Annotated in this window: 30 protein-coding genes and 1 tRNA gene; 19 read left to right on the top strand and 12 right to left on the bottom strand. The window is 58.6% G+C overall.

Annotation, left to right across the window (positions count from 1 at the left end; genetic code table 11):
• Positions 1–190: 190 nt before the first annotated feature.
• The 5 genes from IF199_RS07095 to IF199_RS07075 are packed head-to-tail and all read left to right on the top strand — an operon-like array spanning position 191 to position 5,554.
• A complete protein-coding gene (locus IF199_RS07095) occupies positions 191–1,483 on the top strand; it encodes an OprD family porin (protein WP_192560018.1) in 1,293 nt (430 codons plus the stop codon).
• 39 nt (positions 1,484–1,522) lie between these two features.
• Entirely contained in the window at positions 1,523–2,500 is a 978-nt protein-coding gene (locus IF199_RS07090) for a Bug family tripartite tricarboxylate transporter substrate binding protein (RefSeq protein ID WP_192560017.1), read from the top strand.
• A 58-nt stretch (positions 2,501–2,558) separates the two neighbouring features.
• Positions 2,559–3,017, top strand: a complete 459-nt coding sequence (locus tag IF199_RS07085; protein ID WP_096819423.1) for a tripartite tricarboxylate transporter TctB family protein — start codon at positions 2,559–2,561, stop codon at positions 3,015–3,017.
• Position 3,018: 1 nt separating this feature from the next.
• Positions 3,019–4,533, top strand: coding sequence for a tripartite tricarboxylate transporter permease (locus IF199_RS07080; protein WP_096819424.1), 1,515 nt, complete (start codon positions 3,019–3,021; stop codon positions 4,531–4,533).
• Entirely contained in the window at positions 4,526–5,554 is a 1,029-nt protein-coding gene (locus tag IF199_RS07075) for an AbrB family transcriptional regulator (RefSeq protein ID WP_192560016.1), read from the top strand. The genes IF199_RS07080 and IF199_RS07075 overlap by 8 nt, the downstream gene beginning before the upstream one ends.
• A gap of 3 nt (positions 5,555–5,557) precedes the next feature.
• Here the strand turns inward: IF199_RS07075 and ung are convergent, their stop codons facing one another.
• Positions 5,558–6,253: a uracil-DNA glycosylase gene (ung, locus tag IF199_RS07070; RefSeq protein ID WP_085605867.1), complete on the bottom strand. Its 696-nt coding sequence runs from the start codon at positions 6,251–6,253 to the stop codon at positions 5,558–5,560.
• 132 nt (positions 6,254–6,385) lie between these two features.
• Here ung and IF199_RS07065 point away from each other — a divergent pair, with 132 nt between their 5' ends.
• Positions 6,386–7,498, top strand: coding sequence for an enoyl-CoA hydratase/isomerase family protein (locus tag IF199_RS07065; protein WP_192560015.1), 1,113 nt, complete (start codon positions 6,386–6,388; stop codon positions 7,496–7,498).
• A gap of 51 nt (positions 7,499–7,549) precedes the next feature.
• Here IF199_RS07065 and IF199_RS07060 read toward each other — a convergent pair whose 3' ends face one another.
• Both IF199_RS07060 and IF199_RS07055 read right to left on the bottom strand, forming a co-directional pair.
• The gene (locus tag IF199_RS07060; protein ID WP_096819427.1) at positions 7,550–7,951 is read right to left on the bottom strand and encodes a hypothetical protein; all 402 of its coding nucleotides are present in this window, start codon (positions 7,949–7,951) and stop codon (positions 7,550–7,552) included.
• Positions 7,952–8,129: 178 nt separating this feature from the next.
• Entirely contained in the window at positions 8,130–8,393 is a 264-nt protein-coding gene (locus IF199_RS07055; RefSeq protein ID WP_192560014.1) for a hypothetical protein, read from the bottom strand.
• A gap of 207 nt (positions 8,394–8,600) precedes the next feature.
• On the opposite strand from IF199_RS07055, the gene IF199_RS07050 reads away from it, so the two are divergent.
• From IF199_RS07050 to IF199_RS07010, 9 genes are all read left to right on the top strand, one after another.
• Complete coding sequence (locus IF199_RS07050; RefSeq protein ID WP_096819429.1) at positions 8,601–10,088, top strand: sensor domain-containing diguanylate cyclase; 1,488 nt, start codon at positions 8,601–8,603, stop codon at positions 10,086–10,088.
• Between the two features lie 4 nt (positions 10,089–10,092).
• The gene (locus IF199_RS07045) at positions 10,093–10,311 is read left to right on the top strand and encodes a cysteine-rich CWC family protein (RefSeq protein WP_192560013.1); all 219 of its coding nucleotides are present in this window, start codon (positions 10,093–10,095) and stop codon (positions 10,309–10,311) included.
• A 33-nt stretch (positions 10,312–10,344) separates the two neighbouring features.
• Positions 10,345–11,037, top strand: a complete 693-nt coding sequence (locus IF199_RS07040) for a pseudouridine synthase (RefSeq protein WP_096819430.1) — start codon at positions 10,345–10,347, stop codon at positions 11,035–11,037.
• A 315-nt stretch (positions 11,038–11,352) separates the two neighbouring features.
• Entirely contained in the window at positions 11,353–12,237 is an 885-nt protein-coding gene (locus IF199_RS07035; protein WP_192560012.1) for an alpha/beta fold hydrolase, read from the top strand.
• Between the two features lie 169 nt (positions 12,238–12,406).
• Positions 12,407–12,480 (top strand) — tRNA-Gly (locus tag IF199_RS07030).
• A 441-nt stretch (positions 12,481–12,921) separates the two neighbouring features.
• Complete coding sequence (locus tag IF199_RS07025) at positions 12,922–13,101, top strand: type II toxin-antitoxin system HicA family toxin (protein ID WP_095049193.1); 180 nt, start codon at positions 12,922–12,924, stop codon at positions 13,099–13,101.
• A 36-nt stretch (positions 13,102–13,137) separates the two neighbouring features.
• Positions 13,138–13,545 carry a type II toxin-antitoxin system HicB family antitoxin gene (locus IF199_RS07020; protein ID WP_192560011.1) on the top strand — a complete coding sequence of 136 codons (408 nt, stop codon included), beginning with the start codon at positions 13,138–13,140 and terminating at the stop codon, positions 13,543–13,545.
• Positions 13,546–13,764: 219 nt separating this feature from the next.
• Positions 13,765–14,067, top strand: a complete 303-nt coding sequence (locus IF199_RS07015) for a type II toxin-antitoxin system HigB family toxin (RefSeq protein ID WP_192560010.1) — start codon at positions 13,765–13,767, stop codon at positions 14,065–14,067.
• Positions 14,067–14,426 carry a helix-turn-helix domain-containing protein gene (locus tag IF199_RS07010; RefSeq protein WP_085683210.1) on the top strand — a complete coding sequence of 120 codons (360 nt, stop codon included), beginning with the start codon at positions 14,067–14,069 and terminating at the stop codon, positions 14,424–14,426. Before IF199_RS07015 ends, IF199_RS07010 begins: the two co-directional genes overlap by 1 nt.
• An 80-nt stretch (positions 14,427–14,506) precedes the next feature.
• Here IF199_RS07010 and IF199_RS07005 read toward each other — a convergent pair whose 3' ends face one another.
• Positions 14,507–14,875 (bottom strand): DUF6124 family protein, encoded by a 369-nt coding sequence (locus IF199_RS07005; protein ID WP_192560009.1) that lies wholly within the window; start codon positions 14,873–14,875, stop codon positions 14,507–14,509.
• A 523-nt stretch (positions 14,876–15,398) separates the two neighbouring features.
• On the opposite strand from IF199_RS07005, the gene IF199_RS07000 reads away from it, so the two are divergent.
• Positions 15,399–16,127 carry a class I SAM-dependent methyltransferase gene (locus IF199_RS07000; protein ID WP_192560008.1) on the top strand — a complete coding sequence of 243 codons (729 nt, stop codon included), beginning with the start codon at positions 15,399–15,401 and terminating at the stop codon, positions 16,125–16,127.
• Between the two features lie 40 nt (positions 16,128–16,167).
• Here IF199_RS07000 and tam read toward each other — a convergent pair whose 3' ends face one another.
• Positions 16,168–16,938 (bottom strand): trans-aconitate 2-methyltransferase, encoded by a 771-nt coding sequence (gene tam / locus IF199_RS06995; RefSeq protein WP_192560007.1) that lies wholly within the window; start codon positions 16,936–16,938, stop codon positions 16,168–16,170.
• 372 nt (positions 16,939–17,310) lie between these two features.
• Here tam and IF199_RS06990 point away from each other — a divergent pair, with 372 nt between their 5' ends.
• Complete coding sequence (locus tag IF199_RS06990; RefSeq protein WP_007957947.1) at positions 17,311–17,814, top strand: inclusion body family protein; 504 nt, start codon at positions 17,311–17,313, stop codon at positions 17,812–17,814.
• Positions 17,815–17,937: 123 nt separating this feature from the next.
• On the top strand, positions 17,938–18,477 hold the full coding sequence (locus IF199_RS06985; RefSeq protein WP_192560913.1) for an AidA/PixA family protein: 540 nt from the start codon (positions 17,938–17,940) through the stop codon (positions 18,475–18,477).
• Positions 18,478–18,512: 35 nt separating this feature from the next.
• On the opposite strand, the gene IF199_RS06980 is transcribed toward IF199_RS06985, so the two are convergent.
• Positions 18,513–19,598 (bottom strand): type I restriction endonuclease, encoded by a 1,086-nt coding sequence (locus tag IF199_RS06980; RefSeq protein ID WP_192560006.1) that lies wholly within the window; start codon positions 19,596–19,598, stop codon positions 18,513–18,515.
• A 214-nt stretch (positions 19,599–19,812) separates the two neighbouring features.
• On the opposite strand from IF199_RS06980, the gene IF199_RS06975 reads away from it, so the two are divergent.
• The gene (locus tag IF199_RS06975) at positions 19,813–20,223 is read left to right on the top strand and encodes a low affinity iron permease family protein (RefSeq protein ID WP_096819436.1); all 411 of its coding nucleotides are present in this window, start codon (positions 19,813–19,815) and stop codon (positions 20,221–20,223) included.
• Positions 20,224–20,268: 45 nt separating this feature from the next.
• Here the strand turns inward: IF199_RS06975 and IF199_RS06970 are convergent, their stop codons facing one another.
• From IF199_RS06970 to IF199_RS06945, 6 genes are all read right to left on the bottom strand, one after another.
• Positions 20,269–20,772, bottom strand: a complete 504-nt coding sequence (locus IF199_RS06970) for a DUF4142 domain-containing protein (protein WP_192560005.1) — start codon at positions 20,770–20,772, stop codon at positions 20,269–20,271.
• 75 nt (positions 20,773–20,847) lie between these two features.
• The gene (locus IF199_RS06965; protein WP_077045875.1) at positions 20,848–21,003 is read right to left on the bottom strand and encodes a KGG domain-containing protein; all 156 of its coding nucleotides are present in this window, start codon (positions 21,001–21,003) and stop codon (positions 20,848–20,850) included.
• Between the two features lie 116 nt (positions 21,004–21,119).
• Positions 21,120–22,469, bottom strand: coding sequence for a sensor domain-containing protein (locus tag IF199_RS06960; protein WP_096819438.1), 1,350 nt, complete (start codon positions 22,467–22,469; stop codon positions 21,120–21,122).
• A gap of 77 nt (positions 22,470–22,546) precedes the next feature.
• Complete coding sequence (locus IF199_RS06955) at positions 22,547–23,185, bottom strand: LysE family translocator (RefSeq protein WP_096819439.1); 639 nt, start codon at positions 23,183–23,185, stop codon at positions 22,547–22,549.
• 60 nt (positions 23,186–23,245) lie between these two features.
• Positions 23,246–23,662, bottom strand: a complete 417-nt coding sequence (fos, locus tag IF199_RS06950) for a fosfomycin resistance glutathione transferase (RefSeq protein WP_192560004.1) — start codon at positions 23,660–23,662, stop codon at positions 23,246–23,248.
• Between the two features lie 3 nt (positions 23,663–23,665).
• Positions 23,666–24,385, bottom strand: a complete 720-nt coding sequence (locus tag IF199_RS06945) for a PA3715 family protein (protein ID WP_192560003.1) — start codon at positions 24,383–24,385, stop codon at positions 23,666–23,668.
• Between the last annotated feature and the right edge of the window lie 3 nt (positions 24,386–24,388).

The following is a 24,388-nucleotide window of genomic DNA, read 5'->3' as shown; positions in this document are numbered from 1 at the left end:
AGTTTACAGCCGCAACCGCCGCTGTGAAGCCCGAAATCCGGGAAAGTCAGCTGAAAGGTTAGCGAAAGGTTAGGCCGTTAGAGTCGGCCCACGGACAGTTCCGACTGCCGTCGCTGATGCCACACAGCGATAAGAAAAACGCCTCGAAGCGTTTTCGACCAATAAGAACAATAAACGGAGTACACCTCGCATGCCGTCCTTGCAGACCAAGGCTCTTACGCCTGTTCGTCCTTCCCGTTTCAGCCACACCGCCCTTGCCAGTGCCGCCGCCCTCGCCGGTTTCGCGCCGATGAGCTACGCCGATTTCATCGAAGACAGTTCCGCCACCTTCGAAACCCGCAACATGTATTTCAACCGCGACTTTCGCGACGGCACCAGCGCCCAACAGTCCAAGCGCGACGAGTGGGCACAGGGGTTCATGCTCAACCTGCAATCGGGTTACACCGACGGCACCGTGGGGTTCGGTGTCGATGCGCTGGGGATGCTGGGGGTCAAGCTCGATTCGAGCCCGGACCGCACCGGCACCGGCCTGCTGCCGACCCACGATGACGGGCGCGCGGCGGACGAATACTCCAAGGTCGGCCTGACCGGCAAAGTGAAGATCTCCGCCACCGAACTGAAGATCGGCAGCCTGATTCCGGAACTGCCGATCCTCAAGCCGAACGACGGGCGAATCCTGCCGCAGACCTTCGAAGGCGGCTTGCTGACCTCCAAAGAGATAAAGAACCTGACCTTCACCGGCGGGCGCCTGGACAAGGCCAAGGACCGCGACAGCACCGATTTCGAGGACATTGCCCTCAACAACAAGAACGGCCGCTTTGCTGGCACCGTTGCCGGCAAGCACTTCGATTTTGCCGGCGTGGACTACAAGTTCACCGACAAGATCACCGGCAGTTACCACTTCGCGCAACTCGACGAAGTCTACAACCAGCACTTCTTCGGACTGGTCGCTTCGCGGCCGATGGGCCCGGGCACTTTCGCCACCGACCTGCGCTTCGCCGTCAGTGACGATCAAGGTGCTGCCCGTGGAGGGGAGATCGACAACCGCTCGCTCAACGGTCTGGTCAGCTATGCCCTGAGCGGCCACAAGTTCACCGCCGGTTATCAGCACATGTCCGGCGACAGCGCGTTCCCGTATGTCGATGGCAGCGACCCGTACCTGGTCAACTTCGTCCAGATCAACGACTTCGCCGGCGCCGAAGAACGCTCCTGGCAGGCGCGCTACGACTTCGACTTCGCCAAACTCGGCATCCCCGGCCTGAGCTTCATGAGCCGTTACTTGAGCGGTGACAACATCAAGCTCAAGAACGGTGACGAAGGCAAAGAGTGGGAGCGCAACACCGAGATCAAATATGTAGTACAAAGCGGCGCCCTGAAGGACGTTGCCGTGCGTTTGCGTAATGCCACTTACCGTTCCAACTACTCCGCTCGCGATGCCGATGAAGTGCGTCTGCTGGTGAGCTATAGCGTTGCCCTTTGGTAATTCAGTACGTCCATAACAACAACTCCCAAGGAGACATAGATGAACTTATCACTGCGTAAAGTTGCTCTAGCCGCTGGCGTCATGCTGTTCGCCGGCCAACTGATGGCCGAACCCAAGCGCCCGGAATGCATCGCCCCGGCCTCCCCCGGCGGCGGTTTCGACCTGACCTGCAAACTGGCGCAAAGCGCGCTGGTCAACGAAAAACTGCTGACCAAGCCGATGCGCGTGACTTACATGCCCGGCGGTGTCGGCGCAGTGGCGTACAACGCGGTGGTGGCCCAGCGTCCGGCGGATGCGGGCACGCTGGTGGCGTGGTCCAGCGGTTCGCTGCTGAACCTGGCACAAGGCAAGTTCGGCCGTTTCGATGAAACCAACGTGCGCTGGCTGGCGGCGGTCGGCACCAGTTACGGTGCCATCGCGGTGAAAAGCGATTCGCCCTACAAGAACCTCGACGATCTGGTACAGGCGCTGAAGAAAGATCCGAGCAAAGTGGTAATCGGTTCCGGCGGCACCGTTGGTAGCCAGGACTGGATGCAGACGGCGTTGATCGCAAAAGCCGCCGGGATCAACCCGCGCGACCTGCGCTACGTCGCCCTCGAAGGTGGCGGCGAGATTGCCACCGCCCTGCTCGGTGGCCACATCCAGGTTGGCAGCACCGACATCTCCGACTCCATGCCGCACATCCAGAGCGGTGACATGCGCCTGCTGGCAGTCTTCGCCGAAAACCGCCTCGACGAGCCGGAAATGAAAGGAATCCCGACCGCCAGGGAACAAGGCTACGACATCGTCTGGCCGGTGGTTCGCGGCTTCTACCTCGGGCCGAAAGTCAGCGACGAAGACTACGCCTGGTGGAAGGACGCCTTCGACAAACTGCTGGCCTCCGAAGACTTCGCCAAGCTGCGTGATCAGCGCGAACTCTTCCCGTTCGCCATGACCGGCCCGGAGCTGGACACCTACGTGAAGAAGCAAGTCGCGGACTACAAAGTGCTGGCCAAAGAGTTCGGCCTGATCCAGTGATCGTCTCTGTCTAGCGGCCACGGCCTCGCGCATCGAGGTCGTGGCCCAGGAGTTCCTCATGCTCGTTCAACGCATCTTTGCGTCGGTACTGCTGCTGGCCTGTGTCAGCCTGATACTGATGGCCTGGCCTTACCAGGCACCCTTTTCCTACGAACCGATCGGCCCGCGCGCCTTCCCGTTGCTGATGCTCGGGCTGATGGGGCTGGCGCTGGTCTACATGATCTACCGCCCCTCCCCGATCAAGCACACCGAAGAAGACCCGCCGCTGGACCGCGAAACGCTGAAGAAAATCGGTGTCTGCGTGTTGCTGCTGGTGGTGTTCGCCGGCCTGTTCGAACCCTTGGGCTTCATCCTCAGCAGCATTCTGGTCGGCATCCCGATGGCCCGTCTGTACGGCGGCCGCTGGCTGCCCGGCGCGATCATCATCAGTTTGCTGAGCATCGGCCTGTACCTGCTGTTCGACAAAGTCATGGACGTTCCACTGCCTCTGGGCCTGCTCGACGTTCTGGAGAACTGATATGGATACGCTTGGATATTTGAGTCACGGTTTCGGGGTCGCGCTGACGCCCTACAACCTCGTCACCGCCCTGAGCGGCACCTTGATCGGCACCATCGTCGGCCTGTTGCCGGGCCTGGGTCCGATCAACGGCGTGGCGCTGTTGATCCCGATTGCCTTTGCTCTCGGCCTGCCACCGGAATCGGCGCTGATCCTGCTGGCGGCGGTGTACCTGGGTTGCGAATACGGCGGCCGGATCAGTTCGATCCTGCTGAACATCCCGGGCGAAGCCTCCACCGTGATGACCACGCTCGACGGTTACCCGATGGCTCGTCAGGGCCTGGCCGGTGTGGCGTTGTCACTGTCGGCCTGGAGTTCGTTCATCGGTGCGTTCATCGCGACCTGCGGCATGGTGATCTTTGCGCCGATCCTGGCGAAGTGGGCGATCGCCTTCGGCCCCGCCGAATACTTCGTGTTGATGGTGTTCGCGATTGTCTGTCTCGGCGGCATGGCCGGTGACCGACCGCTGAAAACCTTCATCGCCGCGTTGATCGGCCTGTTCCTGTCCACCGTCGGGATCGACGCCAACAGCGGCGTCTATCGTTTCACCGGGGACAACATCCACCTCACCGACGGCATCCAGTTTGTGGTGTTGGTGCTGGGCTTGTTCTCCATCAGCGAAATCCTTCTGCTGCTGGAAAAAACCCACCGTGGCCAGGAAGCGTTCAAGGCCACCGGACGCATGATGTTCAATTTCAAGGAAGCCGCGTCGGTGTTCGCGGTGAACCTGCGCTGTGGCGTGCTCGGTTTCATCATGGGCGTATTGCCGGGTGCCGGCGCCACGCTGGCCAGCGCCGTGGCCTACATGACCGAGAAGAAAATCGCCGGCCCGAACGGAAAGTTCGGACAGGGCGACAAGCGTGGTCTGGCCGCACCGGAAACCGCTATCGGTGCCGAAGCCTGCGGTGCGCTGGTGCCGATGCTGACCCTCGGCGTTCCAGGTTCGGGCACCACGGCGGTGATGATCGGCGCGCTGTCGCTGTACAACATCACCCCCGGCCCGCTGCTGTTCCAGCAACAACCGGACATCGTCTGGGGCCTGATCGCGTCGCTGTTCATCGCCAACATCATGCTGGTGATCCTGAACATCCCGATGATCCGCATCTTCACCCGCATCCTCGCCGTGCCGAACTGGGCACTGGTGCCGATGATCGCGATCATCACCGCCATTGGCGTGTACGCGGTGCATGCGACCACGTTCGATCTGTTCCTGATGATCGGCATCGGTATCTTCGGCTACATCCTGCGCAAGCTCGATTTCCCGCTGTCGCCGGTGCTGCTGGGGTTCATCCTCGGCGGTCTGATGGAGCAAAACCTGCGTCGCGCGCTGTCGATCTCCAACGGTTCGCTGGACATCCTCTGGTCGAGCGGGATCACCCTCAGCGTCTGGGGGCTGATCGTGGCGATGCTGCTGGTGCCGATCATCCGCATCTGGCGTAAACGTTCGGTCGCACGGCGTGCTGTGGCCGATGTTTGATCGGTCCTTCAAAACCTGGTGGGGAACCCCGCTGGTCGGTCTGCTGGGCGGTTACATCGCCAGCCAGATCGGCTGGCCGCTGCCGTGGATGGTCGGCTCGTTGCTGGCGATCATCCTGGTGCGCTGCCTGACCCCGTGGCAACTGACGGAAATCCCTGGCGGCCGCAAGTGCGGCCAGTGGATCGTCGGGATCGGCATCGGCCTGCACTTCACCCCGCTGGTGATGGAGCAGGTGCTGAGTCACTTTGGCCTGATCTTCTTCGGGGCGCTGGTCACCAGCCTGTCGGCGGTGGTCGGCGTGTGGCTGATGCGCCGCACCGGTGAAGATCGCGCCACGGCGTTTTTCTCCAGCATGCCCGGCGGCTCCGGCGAGATGGTCAACCTCGGCGCGCGTAACGGCGCGATGCTCAGCCATGTCGCGGCCGGGCAAAGCTTGCGAGTGCTGGTGGTGGTGCTGTGTGTGCCGGCGGCGTTCAAATATCTGCTGGGCGATGGCAATCCGATTTCTCACGCCGGCAGCGTCGACTGGCGCTGGCTGGCGATTCTGTTTCCAGCGGGCGGCTTGCTCGCGTGGCTCTGGCAACGCCTGCGTCAACCCAATCCATGGCTGTTCGGGCCGTTGCTGGTCAGCGCGGCGGTGAGTATCGGTTGGGATCTGCACATCGGTCTGCCCAATGGTGGCAGTCAGATTGGCCAGTGGCTGATCGGCAGCGGTCTGGGTTGTCACTTCAACCGGCAGTTCTTCCGCCGCGCGCCGTCGTTCATGGGGCGTACGTTGATCGGCACGGCGCTGACCATGTTGATCGCAACGCTGGCGGCGTTGGGACTGAGTGCAATGACGCATTTGGATCTGCGATCGTTGACGCTGGGCATGATGCCCGGCGGGATCGCAGAGATGAGCCTGACGGCGGAAACCCTGCAACTGTCGGTGCCGCTGGTGACGGCGATGCAGGTGATGCGGCTGTTGTTTGTGTTGTTTCTGGCGGAACCGTTGTTCAAATACTGGAACCGCCAGCCCTGAAGATCAGACCACCGACGGCAAACGCCACTCGATCGGCGCTTCGCCATTCTGCTCAAGGAATTTGTTGGTACGGCTGAAGTGCCCGCAGCCGAGGAAACCGCGATAGGCCGACAGCGGCGACGGGTGCACCGACGTCAGCACCAGATGCTTGGTGGCATCGATCAGCTTCTGCTTGCTCTGCGCATGCGCGCCCCAAAGCATGAACACCAGATGCGGTTGCTGTTGGCTGACCACCTCGATGATCCGGTCCGTAAAGAACTGCCAGCCCTTGTCCTTGTGCGCATTGGCGTTGGCACGCTCGACGGTCATGGTGGTGTTGAGCATCAACACGCCCTGATCGGCCCAGCTCTGCAGATAGCCGTGGTTGGGGATGTCGATGTTCAGGTCGCGTTTCAACTCTTTATAAATGTTGACCAGCGACGGCGGCGCCGGCACGCCCGGTTGCACCGAGAAGCACAAGCCGTGGGCCTGGCCCGGGCCGTGGTAAGGGTCCTGGCCGAGGATGACCACTTTCACCTTGTCCAGCGGCGTCGAGTTCAGCGCATTGAAAATCATCGGGCCCGGCGGATAGATTTCCTTGCCGGCCGCCCGCTCCTGCTGCAGAAAAGTGCGCAACTCTGCCATGTAGGGCTGGTCGAATTCGGCACGCAGTGCCTCCTTCCAGCTCGGTTCGAGTTTGATACGGTCGTCAGCAGTCATGGTCATACCCGGCAAAAACAATGGGGCGAACCCTAGGAAAGCCGACCACGCTTGTCAATTGATCTGACGCAGATCCGGCACTTTCCCACACAGCGATCATACTGATCGTTCAAATTCCCGATCGAGGTCACGATGAATCTGCACTTCGAAGAACTCACCGGCACCGACGGCGCGCGCATCGGCGTGGCCAGTCTGGATGCCGAAAAGTCGCTCAATGCGCTGTCCCTGCCGATGATCCATGCCCTGAGCGACAAACTGAACGCCTGGACCAAGGATCCGCAAATCGTCTGCGTGCTGCTGCGCGGCAATGGCGCCAAGGCCTTCTGTGCCGGTGGCGAGGTGCGCAGCCTGGTGGAGGCCTGTCGCGCACACCCCGGCGAAGTGCCGCCGCTGGCCGCACAGTTTTTCAACGCTGAATACCGGCTGGACTACAGCCTGCACACCTACCCGAAACCGTTGATCTGCTGGGGCCATGGTTATGTGCTGGGCGGCGGCATGGGTCTGCTGCAAGGCGCGAGCATCCGGATCGTCACGCCGAGCAGTCGTCTGGCGATGCCGGAAATCAGCATCGGCCTGTACCCGGATGTCGGTGCCAGTTGGTTTCTGTCAAGACTGCCGGGCAAGCTCGGTTTGTTCCTTGGTTTGACCGGCGCGCACATGAACGGTCGCGATGCGATCGATCTGGATCTGGCCGACCGCTTCCTGCTCGACGAACAGCAGCAGGAACTGATCGATGGCCTGCTGCAACTGAACTGGCAGGAACAGACCGCCATGCAACTCAACAGCCTGCTCAAGGCGTTGCAGCAGGAAGCGGTGGCGCAGATGCCGGAAGCGCAGTGGTTGCCGCGCCGTCGGCAGATCGATGAACTGCTGGATGTCAGCGACGTGACCTGCGCCTGGAAAGCCATCAGCCTGCAACGGGACAGCAACGATCTTTTGATTGCCCGGGCGGCGAAAACCATGAGCGAAGGCTCGCCGCTGACCGCGCATCTGGTCTGGGAGCAGATTGTCCGCGCCCGCCACTTGTCGCTGGCCGAAGTCTTTCAGATGGAATACACCCTGAGCCTCAATTGCTGCCGGCATCCGGAGTTCAGCGAAGGGGTTCGGTCGCGTTTGATCGACAAGGATCACAAACCGCACTGGCATTGGCCGGACATCACACGGGTGCCGGATGCGGTGGTCGAGGCGCACTTTCACAAGGTCTGGGAGGGGCGGCACCCGTTGGCGGACCTCTCCAGTTACTGAAATCCGGGCACAAAAAAAGCGGCGCTCAATGCGCCGCTTTTTTGCGGGTAGTTACCAGCGGTTACCGCGCCAGTGATCGCCGCGTCCGCTATGGCGGTCATAGTCGCCACGACCCCGGTGATCATCCCAACCACCGCGACGGTGGCCATCCCAGCGTCCGCGATCATCGCCATGCCAGCGGCGGCTCTCGTAATAGCGCGGGGCCGGTTGGTAGTAACGAGGCGCCGAGTAATAACGTGGAGCCGGTTGGTAATAGCGCGGCGCTGGCTGGTAGTAACGCGGGGCCGAATAGTAGGTGCTGCCGCCGCTGTAATAAGTGCCACCGCTGTTGTAGTACGAAGGAGACTGGGAGGTGTAGACCTCTGAGGTGTAGTAGCCATCTCCATAGGAATAAGGGACGCAACCGCCAATCGAAAAAAGCATCACGGCAAGCAGAAGAATTCGGCGATACATGGCGGCCTCCTGGACCGCGGGTAGCCACACCAGCGACGCTGGCAGGCGTCAGTCTTTCATTCGGCGACTGACGAAATATCTGACAGCGTTTTCCGAATCTGGTGCGTTTCAGTAACAACTTGATACAAGTGATTCATGAAATCTTGTTCATCGGCAAACGCCGTCATTCAGCTACTGATTAGTGGTGGCCGCCGTGGTATCCACCGCCGTGATAACCCCGTCCGTAACCCCCACGATACCCATAGCCGCCGTAGTAATAGCGGCCGCCACCGTAGTAGCGCGGCCCGTAATATCCACCGTAGTAATAGGGCGAGTAGTAACCGGGGTAGTAGTAAGGCGGGGAGTAAACATCGTAGCCGCCACCATAGTAGTAACAACCGGACAGCCCAAGACCGAGTACTGCTCCCAGCAGCCCCCGACGCAGCCATTTTGAAATACGCATGACGGCCTCCTGAAAGACCTGCGACAGCAGTCGGCACAGACCGGCTGACAAGAGTTTTGACTGGCAAACCGCTACCGAGTGCCAACTTCCAGCGCCCTTCGGATCAGCGGCGCAACAGGCGGCTCATTTCAGACCAATATGCCGCAACCTTTTCCCCGTCACTGCCACTAGAATGCTGCCATCGGGCCACCGTCGACGGAATTGCCAATGCCGCTCAGATCTGCGTTTTACTCCCAACGTTCGCTGGTACTGACGCTGGTCGCCCTCCTCGGCGCAGGCTTCCTCGCCACCTCGCTGCTCAGCTACTACGCCTCGCGGGCGTCGATCCGCGACAACATCGTCAACACCGAACTGCCGCTGACGTCCGATACGGTGTATTCGGAAATCCAGAAAGACCTCGTCAGACCGATCCTTATTTCCTCGATGATGTCCCGCGACACCTTCATGCGCGACTGGGTGGTGAACGGTGAGAAAGACAGTGATCAGATGACCCGCTATCTCGACGAGGTCATGACTCATTACGGCGCCTACACGGCGTTCTTCGTCTCCAACAGCAGCCACACCTACTACCACGCCAAGGGCGTGCTCAAGCAGGTGAAAATCGACGAGCCGCGCGACGCCTGGTACTTCCGCGTGCGCGACATGAAGGATCCGTACGAGATCAACGTCGACCCGGACCTGGCCAACAAAGACAACATGACCTTCTTCATCAACTACAAGGTCTACGACTACAACGATCGCTTCATCGGCGCCGCCGGCGTGGGGCTGACCGTGGATGCGGTCATCAAGCTGATCGACAAGTACCAGCAGCGCTATCAACGCAGCGTTTACTTCGTCGACACCTTCGGCCGGCTGGTACTGACCGGCGCCGAGGGCGGGCCGGAAGGTGCGCGGGTCGGGAAAAGCCTGACGGATCTCGACAGCATGAAAAGCCTGGTCGCCCAGTTGCCCAAACCTCACAGCGGCAGCTACGAATATTCCGCACACGGTCAGGGACATTTCCTCAACGTGCGGTTCATTCCGGAGCTGAACTGGTACCTGTTCGTCGATAAACGCGAAGACGGCGCGCTCAGCGAAATCCGCCAGTCGCTGTACCTCAATCTGCTGATCTGCCTGTTGGTGACGCTGATCGTGCTGGCCCTGGTCAACCGGTTGATCCGGCGCTATCAGGAAAAGATCCAGGCCCAGGCCACCCTCGACAGCCTGACCGAACTGCCCAACCGGCGCGGTTTCGACCTGCTCGCCGTGCAAGCTCTGCACGAAGCTCACCGTGAGCCGAAACCATTGACGGCGTTGCTGCTGGATCTCGATCACTTCAAGGTGTTGAACGACACCTACGGGCACATGGCCGGCGATCAGGTTTTGATCGGTTTTGCCCGGGACCTGCAAAGCTGCCTGCGCCATTCCGACATCGTCTGCCGTTGGGGCGGTGAGGAATTTATCGTTCTGCTGAAGGACACCGACGGCGAGACCGGTCAGAAGATTGCCGAGAAGATCCGCCAACACGTCGAACAGCAGGACTATGCCTACAACGGTCACACCCTGAATCTGACGGTCAGCATCGGCGCCACCACCCTGCAACGGGATGACACCTTGCACAGCCTGCTGTCCCGGGCCGATCATGCGATGTACCGGGCCAAACAGACCGGCCGCAACCGCACCTGCGTGGAAATGCACCAATCGACCTATGCCTGACAACATGAACAAACCTGACCTCTGCCCGGCCTGCGGCGCCCGCAACGACTGCACTCTGGCCGACCCGCGCACCGCCGACCGTGCCTGCTGGTGCTACGGCGTGAGCATCGACCCGGCAGTGCTCGAAGCCCTGCCGCCGGAACTGCGCGACCAATCCTGTCTGTGCCCGCGTTGCGCCCAGGTCGAGGCGCAACTGCAAGCGGCCAAGCCGTCGATCCCGTAAGATGCGCGCCCCGCTACCTGCCGATTCCTGATCATGCGCGTCGACCGTTTCCTCAGTAACCTGCCCCGCTACAACCGCAAGCAGGTTCGCCTGTTGCTGGTGGAAAAGCGCGTGCGCATCGACGGAAAAGTCGTCAGCGACCCTCACAGCGAAGTCCTGGAATTCAGCCGTGTCGAAGTCGACGACGAAGTGCTGCAAAGCGGCAAACCGGCGCGCTATTTCATGTTGTACAAACCGCAGGGCTGCGTCAGCGCCACACGCGATCCCGAGCACCCGACCGTCCTCGACCTGATCCACGAGCCGGACAAGGACGACCTGCACATCGCCGGGCGCCTGGACTTCAACACCACCGGCCTGATGCTGATCACCAACGACGGCACCTGGTCCCGGCGCCTGACCCAGCCGCAGACCAAACTGCCGAAGGTCTATTACGTCGAGACCGAACAGGACATCGGCCCGGAATATGCGATCAAGTTCGCCGAGGGGATCTACTTCGCCTTCGAGGACCTGACCACCCAACCGGCGCAGCTGGAGCTGCTCGGCCCGCGAACGGCGCGACTGAGCATCGTCGAGGGACGCTACCACCAGGTGAAGCGCATGTTCGGCCACTTCAACAACAAAGTGCTGCGCCTGCACCGCGAATCCATGGGCCCGCTGCCGCTGGATCACGCGCTAAAACCGGGCGAGTACCGCGCCTTGCGCACCGAAGAGATTCATTTGTTCTAAGCAGCCGACCGCTCAGCAGAAGTTGTCGAACAATTTACCAACGGCACTTGCGCGATCCGGATCCCCCTGCTTGAATCAGGACGTCGGCCAAATTGTGACCGATGAGTCACACATAACTTCTAAGAAACTTTTTGTCGGTAGAGAGCCTCAAGGCTCCGCCTCAGCCGACAGACTGCCCGCCAATAACAATACCCGTCGACCTGCCGTAACGGATCGACATGGGCTCCAAAATTCCAGGCGTATGCCTACCTGTCACAAAGCTCGTGCAATCTCTATTTGCGCGCATACCCGCTTGCTTGCCAGGAGTCTTATGACATGAGGCCAGAAATCGCTGTGCTGGATATACAGGGTCAGTATCGGGTTTACACGGAGTTCTATCGCGCAGACGCCGCAGAAAAGACCATCATCCTGGTCAACGGCTCGATGGCCACGACTGCGTCGTTTGCACAAACCGTGAAAAATCTGCACCCGCAATTCAACGTGGTCTGCTACGACCAGCCCTACGCGGGCAAGTCGAAAGTCCATAACCGCCACGAGAAACATCTGACGAAAGAAGTCGAAGGTCTGATCCTGCTGGAGCTGATCGACCACTTCGCGGCCGAACACGTGCTGTCGTTTTCCTGGGGTGGCGCCGCGACCATGGTCGCCCTTGCGCACCAACCCCGGCGCATCGAAAAAGCCGTGATCAGCTCGTTCTCTCCGGTGGTCAACGCGCACATGCTCGATTACCTTGAGCGCGGCGTCGAATGCCTCGGTAAACGCGACGGCGACCGGGTTGGCCATTTGGTCAACAACACCATCGGCAAACACCTGCCGTCGCTGTTCAAGCGCTTCAACTATCGCCATGTCAGCAGCCTCGCCGAGCACGAATACGGGCAGATGCACTTTCACATCAGCAACGTGCTGCACAGTGATCGCCAGTGCTATTTGAACGCGGCGAAGAAAATCAACGTACCTGTGCTGTTCATGAACGGCGAATGGGACGAATACACCGCCGCCGAAGATGCGCGCCTGTTCGGCAACCATGTGGCGCAGAGTACCTTCACCACCCTGCAAGCCACTGGTCACTTCCTCGACATGGAACACAAGTCGGCCTGCCGTGACAGCCAGAACGCCCTGCTCGGTTTCCTGAAACCGGCGCAACAGGCCAGCCGAACGCGTTACCCGTTAGTCCAGGATCACCATGCATTGGCCATTTGAAACAGTGTCGTCGCGAGCAAGCCTGCGAGGCTGAGATTCAGCCGTCCTCCAGCCCGTAGCGCTTGCCCGTGATTGACCGATCTGGCTCTGATTCAGGCTTTTCCGCTCGCCACACGCAAAGAAAACTTCAAATCCGTGGCCGAGTCTGGTACAAAGTCAGCCGCTCTGAGCGGGTGTCGTATAATGGCATTACTCCAGCTTCCCAAGCTGATAACGAGGGTTCGATTCCCTTCACCCGCTCCAATCGAATTTATGTCCTGCGTCGTGGTTTGACGGGGGATACGGAAACAGAAAAAACCGGCCTTGATGGCCGGTTTTTTTGTGTCTGGGATTTGGAGCGAATCCCCCCAATACGCCGGGGGCGGACATTACTTCGACTGCTTAACTCCATTTAACTGTGGGTTATCGCGCCCAAATCGGGATAAGCCCCAAAATATTGGAGTTAGAACCTGCCTCAAAAATTTACTTTGATCAGGGACCCACGTCTGTTCAGCCTCAACACCAACCCATTGGATTTCATGGAAACGGCCCGCAATACACTCCCAATCCTGCTGAAGTATCCCCGCCTAGACTCCTTCGTGAACACCAGCTCCATCAAAGGATGATGACCGCTCGGTGGTTATAGTGTTGATCGAGAAAAAATCGTAGGTATAGTACCCACCAAGCACACCACAAGGAGGTGTTGTGAATAGCCGTTTTCTAATTGGCCAACTCGTCGCAGACGGTTGGTATCTGGTGCGGATCAAGGGTAGTCATCATCACTTCAAGCATCCGACCAAACCTGGTCTGGTTACGGTGCCTCACCCGAAGAAAGATCTGCTCAAGAAAACGGCCATCAGTATTTTGCAGCAGGCGTTGCTTTGACTCGCTCGGTCAGCAGCGTCCAGGAGGACAACACATATGCTTTACCCGATCGCGATTTCAATGGGTGATGAAGGACATGCCTGGGGAGTGGAGGTGCCGGATATTCCGGGCTGCTTCTCCGCTGGAGATGATCTGGACGACGCAATGGCCATGGCCCGAGAAGCCATCGAAGGCCACTTCGAGATTCTGGCCGAAGACGGTTCACCGATCCCGCCCGCCAACAAGGTCACGTTGCATGCCGCCAATCCAAAATACGCTGGCTGCACGTGGGCGTTGGTGGACATCGATGTAACCAAATACCTGGGCAAAGCTCAGAAACTCAACATCACATTGCCGGGCTATCTACTCAATCGTATCGATGAATACGTGTTGCACCACCCGGAAGAGAAAAGCCGCTCCGGATTCCTGGCCTCGGCGGCGCTCAAGGTTTTGCAGCAACGTTGAAGATGAATTGAGAAACCGGTCCTGATGACCGGTTTTTTAATGTCCGTCATTTGATGAAACCCCAAGCCGTCACTCCTTGATAAATAATTCAGATCACATGCTTCAACGTGGGCCCCTACGCTTACGACAAAGCGACTCACCCGCTTTGCTCAATGGATATCAGAGATTGCATCTCTGCTAGGCGAAGACTAATATCTCCCAAAACGGGAGGAGGCATGGATGCGGATAATTGCAAGAGCAACCTTGCGGGAATTTTGGGAGAACAATCCGGCTCACTTTGATTCCCAGACCCCGCTGGTTGAATGGTATCGCCATATGGAAAAGGCACTCTACCGCACGCCACAAGAGATCAAGGCCGAACTCAGAACAGCCAGCATCCTCAAGGGTGCAAGGGTTGTCTTCAATATCGGTGGCAATAAATATCGAGTGATTCTGGCAATTGATTACCAGCGGCAGCTTGGCTTCATCCGGTTCGTCGGCACCCATGCCCAGTATGACCAGATCAACGCGGAGACCGTGTAATGAACATCAAGCCAATTCGCAGCCCGGAAGACCTGACTGCGGCGTTGACACGAGTGGAACAGCTCTGGGGAGCTGAAGTCGGCTCGACTGAAGGTGATGAACTGGAAATCCTCGTGCTACTCATCGAGAAGTACGAAGAAGAACATTACCCAATACCGCCGTCTGATCCGATTGAGGCAATTAAATTTCGCATGGAACAGCAAGGCCTGACTCCTCGTGACCTGGAGCCTTTCATTGGCACCAGCGGACGCGTGTCAGAAGTACTGAACCGCAAACGAAAACTGAGCCTGTCGATGATTAAACGTCTGCACGATGGATTGCGAATTCCTTATGAAAGTTTGCTTTCAGGCGTTTCTTGACAGAAAACATCCAGGGATACGGAAACAAAAAAACCGGTCGCGATGACCGGTTTTTTTATGCCTGCCAGAACAGCTGTAATTCAGTCCTTCACCTCAACATGATCCAGCGCCTGATTCACCGCCAATTCACCCAGCATCACCAGTTGCGCAATGCCTATCGCGGTTCTGCGGTGGGCGGGGTCAAGGGTGGCGGCAAAGTTGTTGAGCATTTCGCTGGCCGAGCCCAGTGATTCGCTGGCGTTGGCCAGCAAGGATTCGGTGTCGTAAGCCGGGTTGGCGAAGTACATCGGGTCGGGTTGGTTGATCGTGCCCATGACATGGGCGCCGGGGCAAAGGTAGTGATCGAGGGCGCGGTTGGCGGCGTCGTTGAGTTTTCTGGAGTCGATTGAGGTGTAGGGGGAGGTTGGATCGGTTTCGACTTCGGGTGGATTCGGCGTTGGTTTGAACATGATTTGATACCCAGTGTGATGGTTAGAGCTGACCCATTCGGTTCCACGCGAAGGGGTGGCAGCTGTACGCAGGTTGGAACCCGGGCCACTGAGCAAAACCCGACAGACTCGAAGTCTCCCGCGCACAGCCGCCATAACAGAGTGCACACCATCAAGGTGCGCAAGCATACGTCATGAACGGCGCTTTGCATTCAGTGAAGTCGCGGGGGTTCCAATCCCGATCGCCAATTCATCAGCGACCCACACAGGCTAGAGCCCGCACTTCCGACGGACAACCTGAAAACCTTGTGGGAAGGTTCAGTAAACGGAACCCACTCTTTAAACATCCCGAATCGAAAAACCGCGATTACAGATCCCCAACACTCCGCCTGTTCTCACGCTCGCCACGACCCGCTAGCATTTCCCCATCGCCCACCACCCTCCCCCTGCGCGGCCATCGACGAATACGCGCCATCACCTTTCGAGGGATTCAAAACCGTGGCCCCCAAGCCACCCAAATCAAATTCAAAAGAGCAGCAAACCCATGACCCAGAACATCTACGACGACCCCGAATTTTTCCAGGGCTACAGCCAGATGAACCGCTCCATTGGCGGCCTCGATGCCGCACCGGAATGGCCGGCGCTGAAAGCCTTGTTACCGCCCCTGCACGGTTTACAGGTGGTGGATCTGGGCTGCGGCTACGGTTGGTTCTGCCGCTGGGCCAGTGAACAGGGCGCAGCCGAGGTACTGGGGCTGGATGTCTCGGAGAAAATGCTCGAACGGGCGAAGGAAACCACCTCCGCCGCGAACATCCGCTACGAGCGTGCCGACCTGGAACACCTCGACTTGCCTGTGTGCACTTTCGATCTGGCCTACAGCTCGTTGGCCCTTCACTACATCAAAGATCTCTCGGGTCTGTTCGCCAAACTGCATGCGGCGCTTAAACCGGGTGCACATTTTGTGTTTTCCATCGAGCATCCGATCTTCATGGCGCCGCACAATCCGGGCTGGCTGATCGACGGCGAAGGCAACAAGCGCTGGCCGCTGGACAGTTATCAGATGGAAGGCGAACGGGTGACCAACTGGCTGGCCGACGGCGTGATCAAGCAGCATCGTACGGTCGGGACGCTGCTCAACGCGTTGATTGGCGCCGGGTTCACCATTCAACACGTCAATGAATGGGGCCCGAGCGATGCTGAAGTGGCCGCGCAACCGGCTCTCGCCGAAGAGCGCGAGCGGCCGATGATGATGCTGGTCGCCGTACAGCGCTGACCGAAAAAGAAAGGGCCGATCAAATCGGCCCTTTTTCGTATCAACGTGTGGCGACAATGAACAACCGAGGGAACGGCAACAACACCGAACCATCCGACAACGCCGGATAAGCCTTGGCAACCTCCACCAGATATTGCGCCAGATAATCCGCCCGCTCCGTTTCCGTCAGCGGACTGAGGAACGGAATCAAACCGCTGCCCTTGAACCATTCAACGACGCCTGAAGCCCCGCCCGCCAATTGATGGTGATACGTGGTGCGCCACACATCGACCCGCGCGCAATGCGGGCGCAGCATCGAGAAATAGGCACTGGCATCCGCCATTTCGGTCCGTTGCCCCGCCGCACCCGCCAGTTTGCTGGCCCACGGTCCATTAGCGGCCACTTCGCGCATCAACCGGTGAGACGGCTCATTCAGGTTGTCCGGCATCTGGATCGCCAGACTGCCACCCGACGCCAACTTGCCTGCCAACGTCGGCAGCAACGTCGCGTGATCCGGCACCCACTGCAACACCGCGTTGGCGAAGACCACATCGAATGGCCCTTCATCGGCCCATTTATCAATGTCCGCCACCTCGAACTGCAACTGCGGCAGACGCTTGCGCGCGGCGGCGATCATGTCCGCCGAGCTGTCGAGCCCCTGCACTTTCGCCCCCGGAAAACGCTCCACCAGAAGCTCGGTCGAGTTGCCGGGGCCACACCCGATATCAACCACGGAGCGCGCCTCGGGCGTGGGAATCGCCGCCAGCAAGTCGCGGGCCGGGCGGGTGCGTTCATCTTCAAAAGCGACGTATTGCTTGGCGGACCAGGTCATTGCGTTCTCCTGTCGGGGCATTCCAGCGGTTCTTTACGATACAGGCTGGGCAGCACTCAGCTCCAGACCGACAGATTGCAAACCATGTCCGGCGTTTCGATGCTTATCGCCAAATCGCTGGGACTTATCACTCAGTTGACCGTCCGTCGAACTGATTAAGCGCAATTTTGACAGCCTAAAATACCTGCCTATAGTCAATTTGCGGCAATCGGAAGGAACCCGATCTATCAGTTGTCCTGCAGGGAGCAGGTCCGCTCATCTCTCGTGACCGATGGGTTCCGGCAGTAGTGTGCTCGCAACGGCCGAATGGCAAGCAACGTTGTCGTGCCTGAAAAAAACATCAGGCAATCACTATGAACAAGGAGCTTTACCATGTCTCGAGTCACGGATGTGCTGGTCACGATCGACACCGAAACCATTCTGAAAAAGTATCCCGGCATCAGCAAAGACCCGAAGAACCCGACGCTGATCGACTGGCATCATGTGTACATGGTCACCAACCAGGACAACGTGGTCAGCGGCCAGGCCGGTGGTGAACTGGACCTGAAGGCACAGGTCGGCGATTTGATTCGCTGGCGTGAAACCAGCCTGTCGCAAAGCTTCGAAACCGCCGTGATCTTCTACAAATTCATAGGCAACCAGGGCGCCGACCTGATCTCCCCACCCTCGCCGCGCAAGGCTACGGCCTGTGTTGCGGTGCCAAACACCAGCAATCCATCGGTGCCCAGCTGCCAGAAAGTCGATAACCACTACTGGTCGTCGGAAACCCTTTCGTGCGGTCGCGTGACCTATCACTTCCACTTCCTGATCGTTGACCGCAACTGCCAGATCATCGGCTGCTGCTCGTGGGATCCGTTCATTTCCATTCACAACTGACGTTGCCTCGGGCTCCTTGGCGACAAGGGGCCCGACGGATTCGCTACCGCCTCGGCCATACCAGGATGCACGGCCGGCCGAAGCGGTTGGCGTCTTGCGCCAACATCATGAAAGGAATCCATGATGACCTCCGAACCGATCCCCTCACCGTCTTCCGTCACCGAGAATGCGCACAACATTCTGTTGATCGTCGATGCCGAATCAATACGCTCGCGCTATCCGGCCCCCAGTCTGGATGCCAGTTCACCGACAAGCATCAGCGATGGGTTCATCTTTTTTGCTACAGATGACAGCTCTCAAAAAAAAGCCAGAAATGACAGCAATATAACCTTACCTATCGACATTGGTCGTATTGTTCATTTGCGCGGGAGAACCGTCAGCCTCATCGCCGAGTACAGTGTTGTGGTCTACGACATGACAATCGATACCAGCAACGTCCTTTCAGGGCTTCACCTGGAAGTTCACCCGGACCTCACCATTCCCGCTCCCAACCCCAGCGCTCCAACCGAACCCGTTAGCCAGAAAGCCCACGATCATTTCTGGGCGTGCACGACCAAGGCATCGGGCATGGCCAGACTCGAAATGAACTTCATGCTGGTCAATCAGCAATGTGAGGCCGTGGGGTATTTCAGGTGGGCTGCAAATATAGAGGTGACGAACTAGTCGTAAAAAACCGGCCACTTGGGCCGGTTTTTTTGTCAGTCGTAGTAGCCAACTGTCTTTTTCAGATGATCCGAGTACTCGTAGATGTCATCGACTGAGTTAATCGGATGGCGCGTTTCGTTTTTCTCTTCATCGAAGATACCGATGTACTTCTGCGAACGGTTGAAATGCAGACGGCAAATCGGCTTGCGGTTGTTATCGTCCAGCAGAATGCCGAAGTAGCTCTGTGTATCGCGCTGAACGATTCGCTTGGCATCGACCACGGATCGAACCAATGCACGAACGATGTGGTAACCCTCCAACTCCTCCAGAGTCGTCAGAACCTTATCGTCCGACTCATCCCGCGTATCGACGGGATCAGTTCCCGCAGAAGCCGACGGCAATGAAGCCAGCGCCGGCTGGATAGCACCGCTCATTGCAGACTTCAGGCGATCATTGATCTGATCGTTGAGGAACTGCACAACCGCTTTCTTCGTCAGTTCATGGAACTGATCCCGCACCTTTTGCGTAATGACTCCGTCGTAGACTCGCGAAGCAAACACTTTGACGAAGTCGTCATCCGGTTTGCTGACCTGCGATGCGATGACTTTCTTGATCTGGCTGACGTACTTCAATTCACCGGCCGCGTTGATGATCGAATCGACGTCGAACGCGGACTTGGTGAGTTTGATGAGTTCAGGCACCGAATATTCATCGATATCCAGAAGATCCAGTTCAAGGAATGGTTTCTCATCCATTTTGTTCGGCGCGTCCAGGTCAGTGAAGAACTTGTAGACCTGACCGTTGGTGAGAATCGAAATTCGGGCGCTGGTAACGTGGAAGTAACGAAACAGCTGCGAGGCGTGATTGATGTGCAATGGCTCGCCGATTTTCTTGCACTCAATGAGGATCTGCACTTCACCCTCTTTCATGATGGCGTAATCAATTTTTTCGCCCTTCTTCGTACCGACATCGCAGACAAACTCTGGAGTCACCTCTGTCGGGTCAAACACGTCGTAACCCAGAACGGTACTGATGAAAGGCATGACAAACGCGTTTTTTGTCGCTTCTTCTGTCTGGATTGCAGCGCTCTGCAACCGGACTTTGGCGGCAAGACTGGCTAACTTTTCGAAGAATTCCATGAGCGGCCTCTGACTGATTTTCTATCCGTGTACTCGCATACTGGCAAATTGACTGCCATCTGATCCTAGACGCAAACCAACACAATGAAAGTTTCTCCACTAAAACCGTGATGCAGAACAATCAATCCCCAGAGGCAACAAGCATCGATAAGCAGAATTTTCACACCCACCCCGATGTCTGAATTTCAAGCGCTCCCCTACAAGGAACACAGCCATGAAATTCGCAAAGATTTCGCAAACGCTGGCACTCTGGGCCGGCAGCCCCAAGACGTTCATGGGGGCTTTGATTCTGATTGGGTTGTGGGGGTTGAGCGGGCCGTTTTTTCATTTCAATGACACCTGGCAACTGATCATCAATACCTCGACCACGATCATTACGTTTCTGATGGTGTTTCTGATCCAGAACACCCAGAACCGCGACACCGACATTCTGCATTTGAAACTCGATGAGTTGCTGCGGGTGAACAAGGAGGCGCAGAACGCGATGCTCGGGCTGGAGTCGCTGGACCTCAAGCAACTGGAGGCTCTGCGCAGGCACTACCGCGCCATGGGTGAAGGTGAGGTGTTCGATCTTGAGGGGCTCGGCCACAAGAGCAAACCGAAGCAGGACTTGAATGAATGCTGAGCAGAAAAAACGGCGCCTGAGCGCCGCTTTTTGTTTAACCCGATATCAGCGGCTGGCCTGTAGAGCCCGGGCCATTTGCAGGTGATTTTGCAGTTTCGGCAGGGTCTCGTTGGCGAAGGCTTTGATTTCTGGCACGTCGGTGGTCTGGGCTTCCTGCTGAATCTGTTCGATCGCCTCTTCCGTGGCTTTGACCTGACTGGCGGCGTAGGCCTGATCGAAGGTTGCGCCGTCCTTCACCTCCGGCATCAATGCCTTGGCCTTGTCGGCGACCTCTTCACGGGGGGCGACAGGCAAGTCCAGCTTCTTGGCGATTTTTGCCAAATGCTGATTGGCGGTGGTGCGGTCGTTGATGACCACGATGGTGTAGTCCTTGACCTCTTTGGACTCGGACTTCTGGTGCGCCAGACGACTGGCCTCGATGTCGGCCATGCCTTTGGCCGAAGCTTCGTTGATGAAGTCGGCGGGCGACTGGGCGAACGCACTGCCGGCGCACAGCCCCAGCAGGGTGACAAAACTGAAGTTGCGTACTCGGGTGGCCATCCGGTTCATGGTCGCGCCCTCCTTCTCTTGAAATTCAAGCGGGAGCTTTCGCCCCCGCCTCTCAATCAAAACAACCTTCGCCGACTACTTCGATTTCTGAGCGGGCTTGCGGCCCATGTCGGTTTTAGGCTCTTTGTCGACCGTCGTGGTGGTGGTTTTCCCACCTTTGCGACCGGCTTCAGACGCCTTGGTTCGATCGTTGGCGAAGTTTCCCGAGTTCGAGTTTCTTGAGTTAGGCATGATTCTCTACCTCTTGGTATTGATCGTAGCGAGCTGCTGCCCGCCTGGATTGAGAATTCGCCAGCCGCCAAAGGTTTAGAAAAGTTGCCGTTGCCGCGACGAACGGATGATGTCAGTCAGATATCCCGCGCCCGGTGATTCTGCCGTTTGGCGGCATACATGGCCTGGTCGGCGTGGCGGAACAGTTGCTGTTCTTCGCTGCCGTGCTCGGGATAACGGGCGACGCCGATGCTCGGTTCGATGTGCAGGTTGTGCCCGTCCAGACGCATCGGTTGCACCAGAATCTGTCGGATTTTTTCCGCCACGCTGTCGGCATCTTCGGCGGCGTGAACGCTGTGCAGCAGCACCACGAATTCATCGCCACCAATGCGCGCCACGGTGTCGGTGTCGCGTACGCAGCCCTTGAGGCGGTTGGCCACGGTTTGCAGCAGCATGTCGCCAACGGCGTGGCCGAAGGTGTCGTTGACCTGTTTGAAGCGATCCAGATCGACATACAGCAGCGCCATGAACCCCGACTGCTCCCGCGCACCCGCAAGCGCAGCCTTGAGCCGATCACGCAGCAATTCGCGGTTGGGCAACTGGGTCAACTGATCGTATTGCGCCATGCGCCGCAGACGGGCGTGCAATTGCTGACGCTCGATGGCCGTGGCGACCTGGGCGCAGACGTATTGCAGCAGTTCCTTGTCGCGCTCGGTGTAGCGCTCGCCGCCGGCCAGGCTTTTGACGATCAGCGCGCCGATGGTGCCGTTCTTCGAGTTCAGCGGCACGCCGAGCCAGCATGGCGATTGCTGCCCCGCCACCAACGCTTCGAAACCTGGCGGTGCGTGCGGGCAATCCGGGGTCAGCAGGATCGGCTGACCGCTGCGGATCACTTCGGCGCACAGCCGACCGGTCACGGTGCCGGGCTGCTCCGGTTGCAACTCGTCATCGTCGACGTGATAGGGAAAATTCAGCTGTGCGCAGTGTTCGTCGTACAGCGCCACGGAGAAATTCAGCGCCGGCAACCACTCGCCAATAATCATGTGAATGCGCTTGAACAGCGCCAGCAGATCCTCCGCCGCATGCGCCGCTTCGGAGATCGCATACAACGCCGCCTGACGGGATTCGGCGAGTTTGCGCTCGGTGATGTCCCGAGCCACGGCAATGCGCAGTTGATCGACTTCAGACCAGCGCGCCGACCACAGAATGTGCACGACGCTGCCGTCCTTGCGCACGTAGCGGTTTTCGAAATTGTGCTTGGGCTCGCCGCCCATGATGTCACTGGCGGCGGACAAGGTGCGTTCACGGTCGGCGGGATAGACGTAGTCGATCATCGACTGGCCGATCAGTTCGTCAGGCGTATAGCCGAGAATCCGCTCGCAGGCCGCGCTGACAAAAACGAAACGACCCTGCTTGTCGACTGCGCACACGGCGTCCAGCAACAGATCGATATAACTCGCCAACGGTGCAGAATTTCGACTTTCCATGGTTCAGCGTGGGTGTCCGGGCAATGCAGCACTGATCAACCGTCCCTGACCTCGACCTCGCATCCCAGCGATCACATTCAAGTCTTGTTCGGCATCAGCCCCGGTAGCGCATGCACCAGGGCGTTGATGGCGAAACCGATAAACATTACCCCGCACAACCGGGTGATGGCCAGTTCATGGCGCTGATACAGCGTGCGCACCTGTCGGGCGCCGACAATGCCAATGAGAATAGCGTAGGCGAGCAATCCACCGAGGAAGCTCAAAGCGATCAGCATCGGCAGCATCGACCAGTTGAGCAGTTCGGCGCGGCTCGACAGCAGCGCGGTGAACGTCGCCACTGCCACCGGGTAGGCCTTGGGGTTGGTCAGCCCGAACAGGATGCCGTGCCAGAACGGCTGACGCGCAGCGCCCTGTGGCTGATCGCCGTTGCTGCGTTTGGCCCGCACGGCGCGCCAGCCGAGCCAGAACAGGTACAGACCGCTGAGTACACCGAGCACATCGAACGCGGTACTGCCGATTTCCCGGGCGCCGACAATCGCAATCAACGCCGTGCTGCACCAGATCACATCGCCCAGCAGATGCCCGCACAGGAACCCCGCCCCGGCCCGTCGGCCCCGCGCAGCGCCGATGCCGAACACCGCCAGCACACCCGGCCCCGGCGTGATGCCGTAGATGAAACCCGAGGCCAGCACGGCCATAAGCAACGATGGAGTCATGGAAAACCTGCAAGTGCCGGAAAACGTGGCCGCCAGTCTATCCCAGCGGTTTGTGAATATTCACGACTCGTTGAAAAAACGCATGCCTGCGTAGGGCTTTTGCCGACATGCGGCCAGTCGCGAGGCCAGATCGCCAACATGCGCTTCGAGCTTGTGGCCGTCCGGATCGAGGAAGTAGAACGACGCACCTTCGCTGCGGTTGTCGCGCCATTCCTGCACGTTCGCGGCGCGAAGCTTTTGCACGAACCGTGGAAAGTCCGCTGCGTCGAGGCTGAAGGCGTAATGGGTGTACTCGGCGGCGGGCTCGGATTTGCGTTGCGCGTCGAGCGACAGGCACAACCACAATCCAGGGAGCGACAGGTAGGCACCGGCGTCCCACGTGGCCTCGACCCGCAAGCGCAGCACGTCGCGGTAGAACGCGAGGCTGCGATCCAGGTCGGTGACGGCGAGGGTCAGGTGGTTGAGGCCGGTGAGCATCGGTCAGTAACCTCGGAGGTCTTCGGGGACGAGGTATTGCTTGCCATCGTAGGTCAGGGTGATTTGGGTGTTCTTCAGGTTAGTGGTTTTGGAAACGCACTCTTTGCCTGACTGGGTCGATGTGTACACCACACCACTTGAGGAAACGATCAGATCAGCGAAACCGTTATGGCTGGACGAGCCGATTTCCACGCTTCTGAGGATTTTCGTGTCCTTGGTGTCGCACTCACCGCTACCCTCACCAAACTCCTTGCGAATGACCAGACCTTCCAGCACCGGCCGCAACTTGCTGCCTTCACGTACATACAGCGCCAGATCGGTTTTCGCGTAGGGATTGGCTCTTGAGAGATGGTCGGCGAAATCCGAACGCAGGCCAAAGGCGCGAACGTCCGACGCCAGACGGTATCGAGCGGTATCGATCTTCAAGTCATTGAAGCTGATCGCGTCGGAATTGTAGGCGCCAGGCTTTACGTAAGTCGCCAGCGGTTTGGCGTCGGAAGCGTTGAGGAGCGACAGCTCCAGGTCGAACACACCGTCGTGGTCACCTTCGGAGTCGGACACGAACGTGGACTTCACCGAGATCGCCTTGTCCGGGAAGGCCGGCCACACTTTGCAGCGTGACAGGGAGTGACCGTCGAATTTCTTTACCTCACAGGCGGCGTGGGCCTGAGTGGTGATGGCCAGAAAACCGAGGGCGATGAAAAGTCGGGTTGGGGTGAGCATTGT

This window comes from Pseudomonas allokribbensis (genome assembly GCF_014863605.1).
Classification (GTDB): domain Bacteria; phylum Pseudomonadota; class Gammaproteobacteria; order Pseudomonadales; family Pseudomonadaceae; genus Aquipseudomonas; species Aquipseudomonas allokribbensis.
This window is presented reverse-complemented; position numbering and strand designations above follow the sequence as displayed.

Bases quoted from the DNA above. Each gene is read 5' to 3' on its own strand.
- IF199_RS07095 (WP_192560018.1), top strand. From the start codon at position 191: ATGCCGTCCTTGCAGACCAAGGCTCTTACGCCTGTTCGTCCTTCCCGT.
- IF199_RS07090 (WP_192560017.1), top strand. From the start codon at position 1,523: ATGAACTTATCACTGCGTAAAGTTGCTCTAGCCGCTGGCGTCATGCTG.
- IF199_RS07085 (WP_096819423.1), top strand. From the start codon at position 2,559: ATGCTCGTTCAACGCATCTTTGCGTCGGTACTGCTGCTGGCCTGTGTC.
- IF199_RS07080 (WP_096819424.1), top strand. From the start codon at position 3,019: ATGGATACGCTTGGATATTTGAGTCACGGTTTCGGGGTCGCGCTGACG.
- IF199_RS07075 (WP_192560016.1), top strand. From the start codon at position 4,526: ATGTTTGATCGGTCCTTCAAAACCTGGTGGGGAACCCCGCTGGTCGGT.
- ung (WP_085605867.1), bottom strand. From the start codon at position 6,253: ATGACTGCTGACGACCGTATCAAACTCGAACCGAGCTGGAAGGAGGCA.
- IF199_RS07065 (WP_192560015.1), top strand. From the start codon at position 6,386: ATGAATCTGCACTTCGAAGAACTCACCGGCACCGACGGCGCGCGCATC.
- IF199_RS07060 (WP_096819427.1), bottom strand. From the start codon at position 7,951: ATGTATCGCCGAATTCTTCTGCTTGCCGTGATGCTTTTTTCGATTGGC.
- IF199_RS07055 (WP_192560014.1), bottom strand. From the start codon at position 8,393: ATGCGTATTTCAAAATGGCTGCGTCGGGGGCTGCTGGGAGCAGTACTC.
- IF199_RS07050 (WP_096819429.1), top strand. From the start codon at position 8,601: ATGCCGCTCAGATCTGCGTTTTACTCCCAACGTTCGCTGGTACTGACG.
- IF199_RS07045 (WP_192560013.1), top strand. From the start codon at position 10,093: ATGAACAAACCTGACCTCTGCCCGGCCTGCGGCGCCCGCAACGACTGC.
- IF199_RS07040 (WP_096819430.1), top strand. From the start codon at position 10,345: ATGCGCGTCGACCGTTTCCTCAGTAACCTGCCCCGCTACAACCGCAAG.
- IF199_RS07035 (WP_192560012.1), top strand. From the start codon at position 11,353: ATGAGGCCAGAAATCGCTGTGCTGGATATACAGGGTCAGTATCGGGTT.
- IF199_RS07020 (WP_192560011.1), top strand. From the start codon at position 13,138: ATGCTTTACCCGATCGCGATTTCAATGGGTGATGAAGGACATGCCTGG.
- IF199_RS07015 (WP_192560010.1), top strand. From the start codon at position 13,765: ATGCGGATAATTGCAAGAGCAACCTTGCGGGAATTTTGGGAGAACAAT.
- IF199_RS07010 (WP_085683210.1), top strand. From the start codon at position 14,067: ATGAACATCAAGCCAATTCGCAGCCCGGAAGACCTGACTGCGGCGTTG.
- IF199_RS07005 (WP_192560009.1), bottom strand. From the start codon at position 14,875: ATGTTCAAACCAACGCCGAATCCACCCGAAGTCGAAACCGATCCAACC.
- IF199_RS07000 (WP_192560008.1), top strand. From the start codon at position 15,399: ATGACCCAGAACATCTACGACGACCCCGAATTTTTCCAGGGCTACAGC.
- tam (WP_192560007.1), bottom strand. From the start codon at position 16,938: ATGACCTGGTCCGCCAAGCAATACGTCGCTTTTGAAGATGAACGCACC.
- IF199_RS06990 (WP_007957947.1), top strand. From the start codon at position 17,311: ATGTCTCGAGTCACGGATGTGCTGGTCACGATCGACACCGAAACCATT.
- IF199_RS06985 (WP_192560913.1), top strand. From the start codon at position 17,938: ATGACCTCCGAACCGATCCCCTCACCGTCTTCCGTCACCGAGAATGCG.
- IF199_RS06980 (WP_192560006.1), bottom strand. From the start codon at position 19,598: ATGGAATTCTTCGAAAAGTTAGCCAGTCTTGCCGCCAAAGTCCGGTTG.
- IF199_RS06975 (WP_096819436.1), top strand. From the start codon at position 19,813: ATGAAATTCGCAAAGATTTCGCAAACGCTGGCACTCTGGGCCGGCAGC.
- IF199_RS06970 (WP_192560005.1), bottom strand. From the start codon at position 20,772: ATGAACCGGATGGCCACCCGAGTACGCAACTTCAGTTTTGTCACCCTG.
- IF199_RS06965 (WP_077045875.1), bottom strand. From the start codon at position 21,003: ATGCCTAACTCAAGAAACTCGAACTCGGGAAACTTCGCCAACGATCGA.
- IF199_RS06960 (WP_096819438.1), bottom strand. From the start codon at position 22,469: ATGGAAAGTCGAAATTCTGCACCGTTGGCGAGTTATATCGATCTGTTG.
- IF199_RS06955 (WP_096819439.1), bottom strand. From the start codon at position 23,185: ATGACTCCATCGTTGCTTATGGCCGTGCTGGCCTCGGGTTTCATCTAC.
- fos (WP_192560004.1), bottom strand. From the start codon at position 23,662: ATGCTCACCGGCCTCAACCACCTGACCCTCGCCGTCACCGACCTGGAT.
- IF199_RS06945 (WP_192560003.1), bottom strand. From the start codon at position 24,385: ATGCTCACCCCAACCCGACTTTTCATCGCCCTCGGTTTTCTGGCCATC.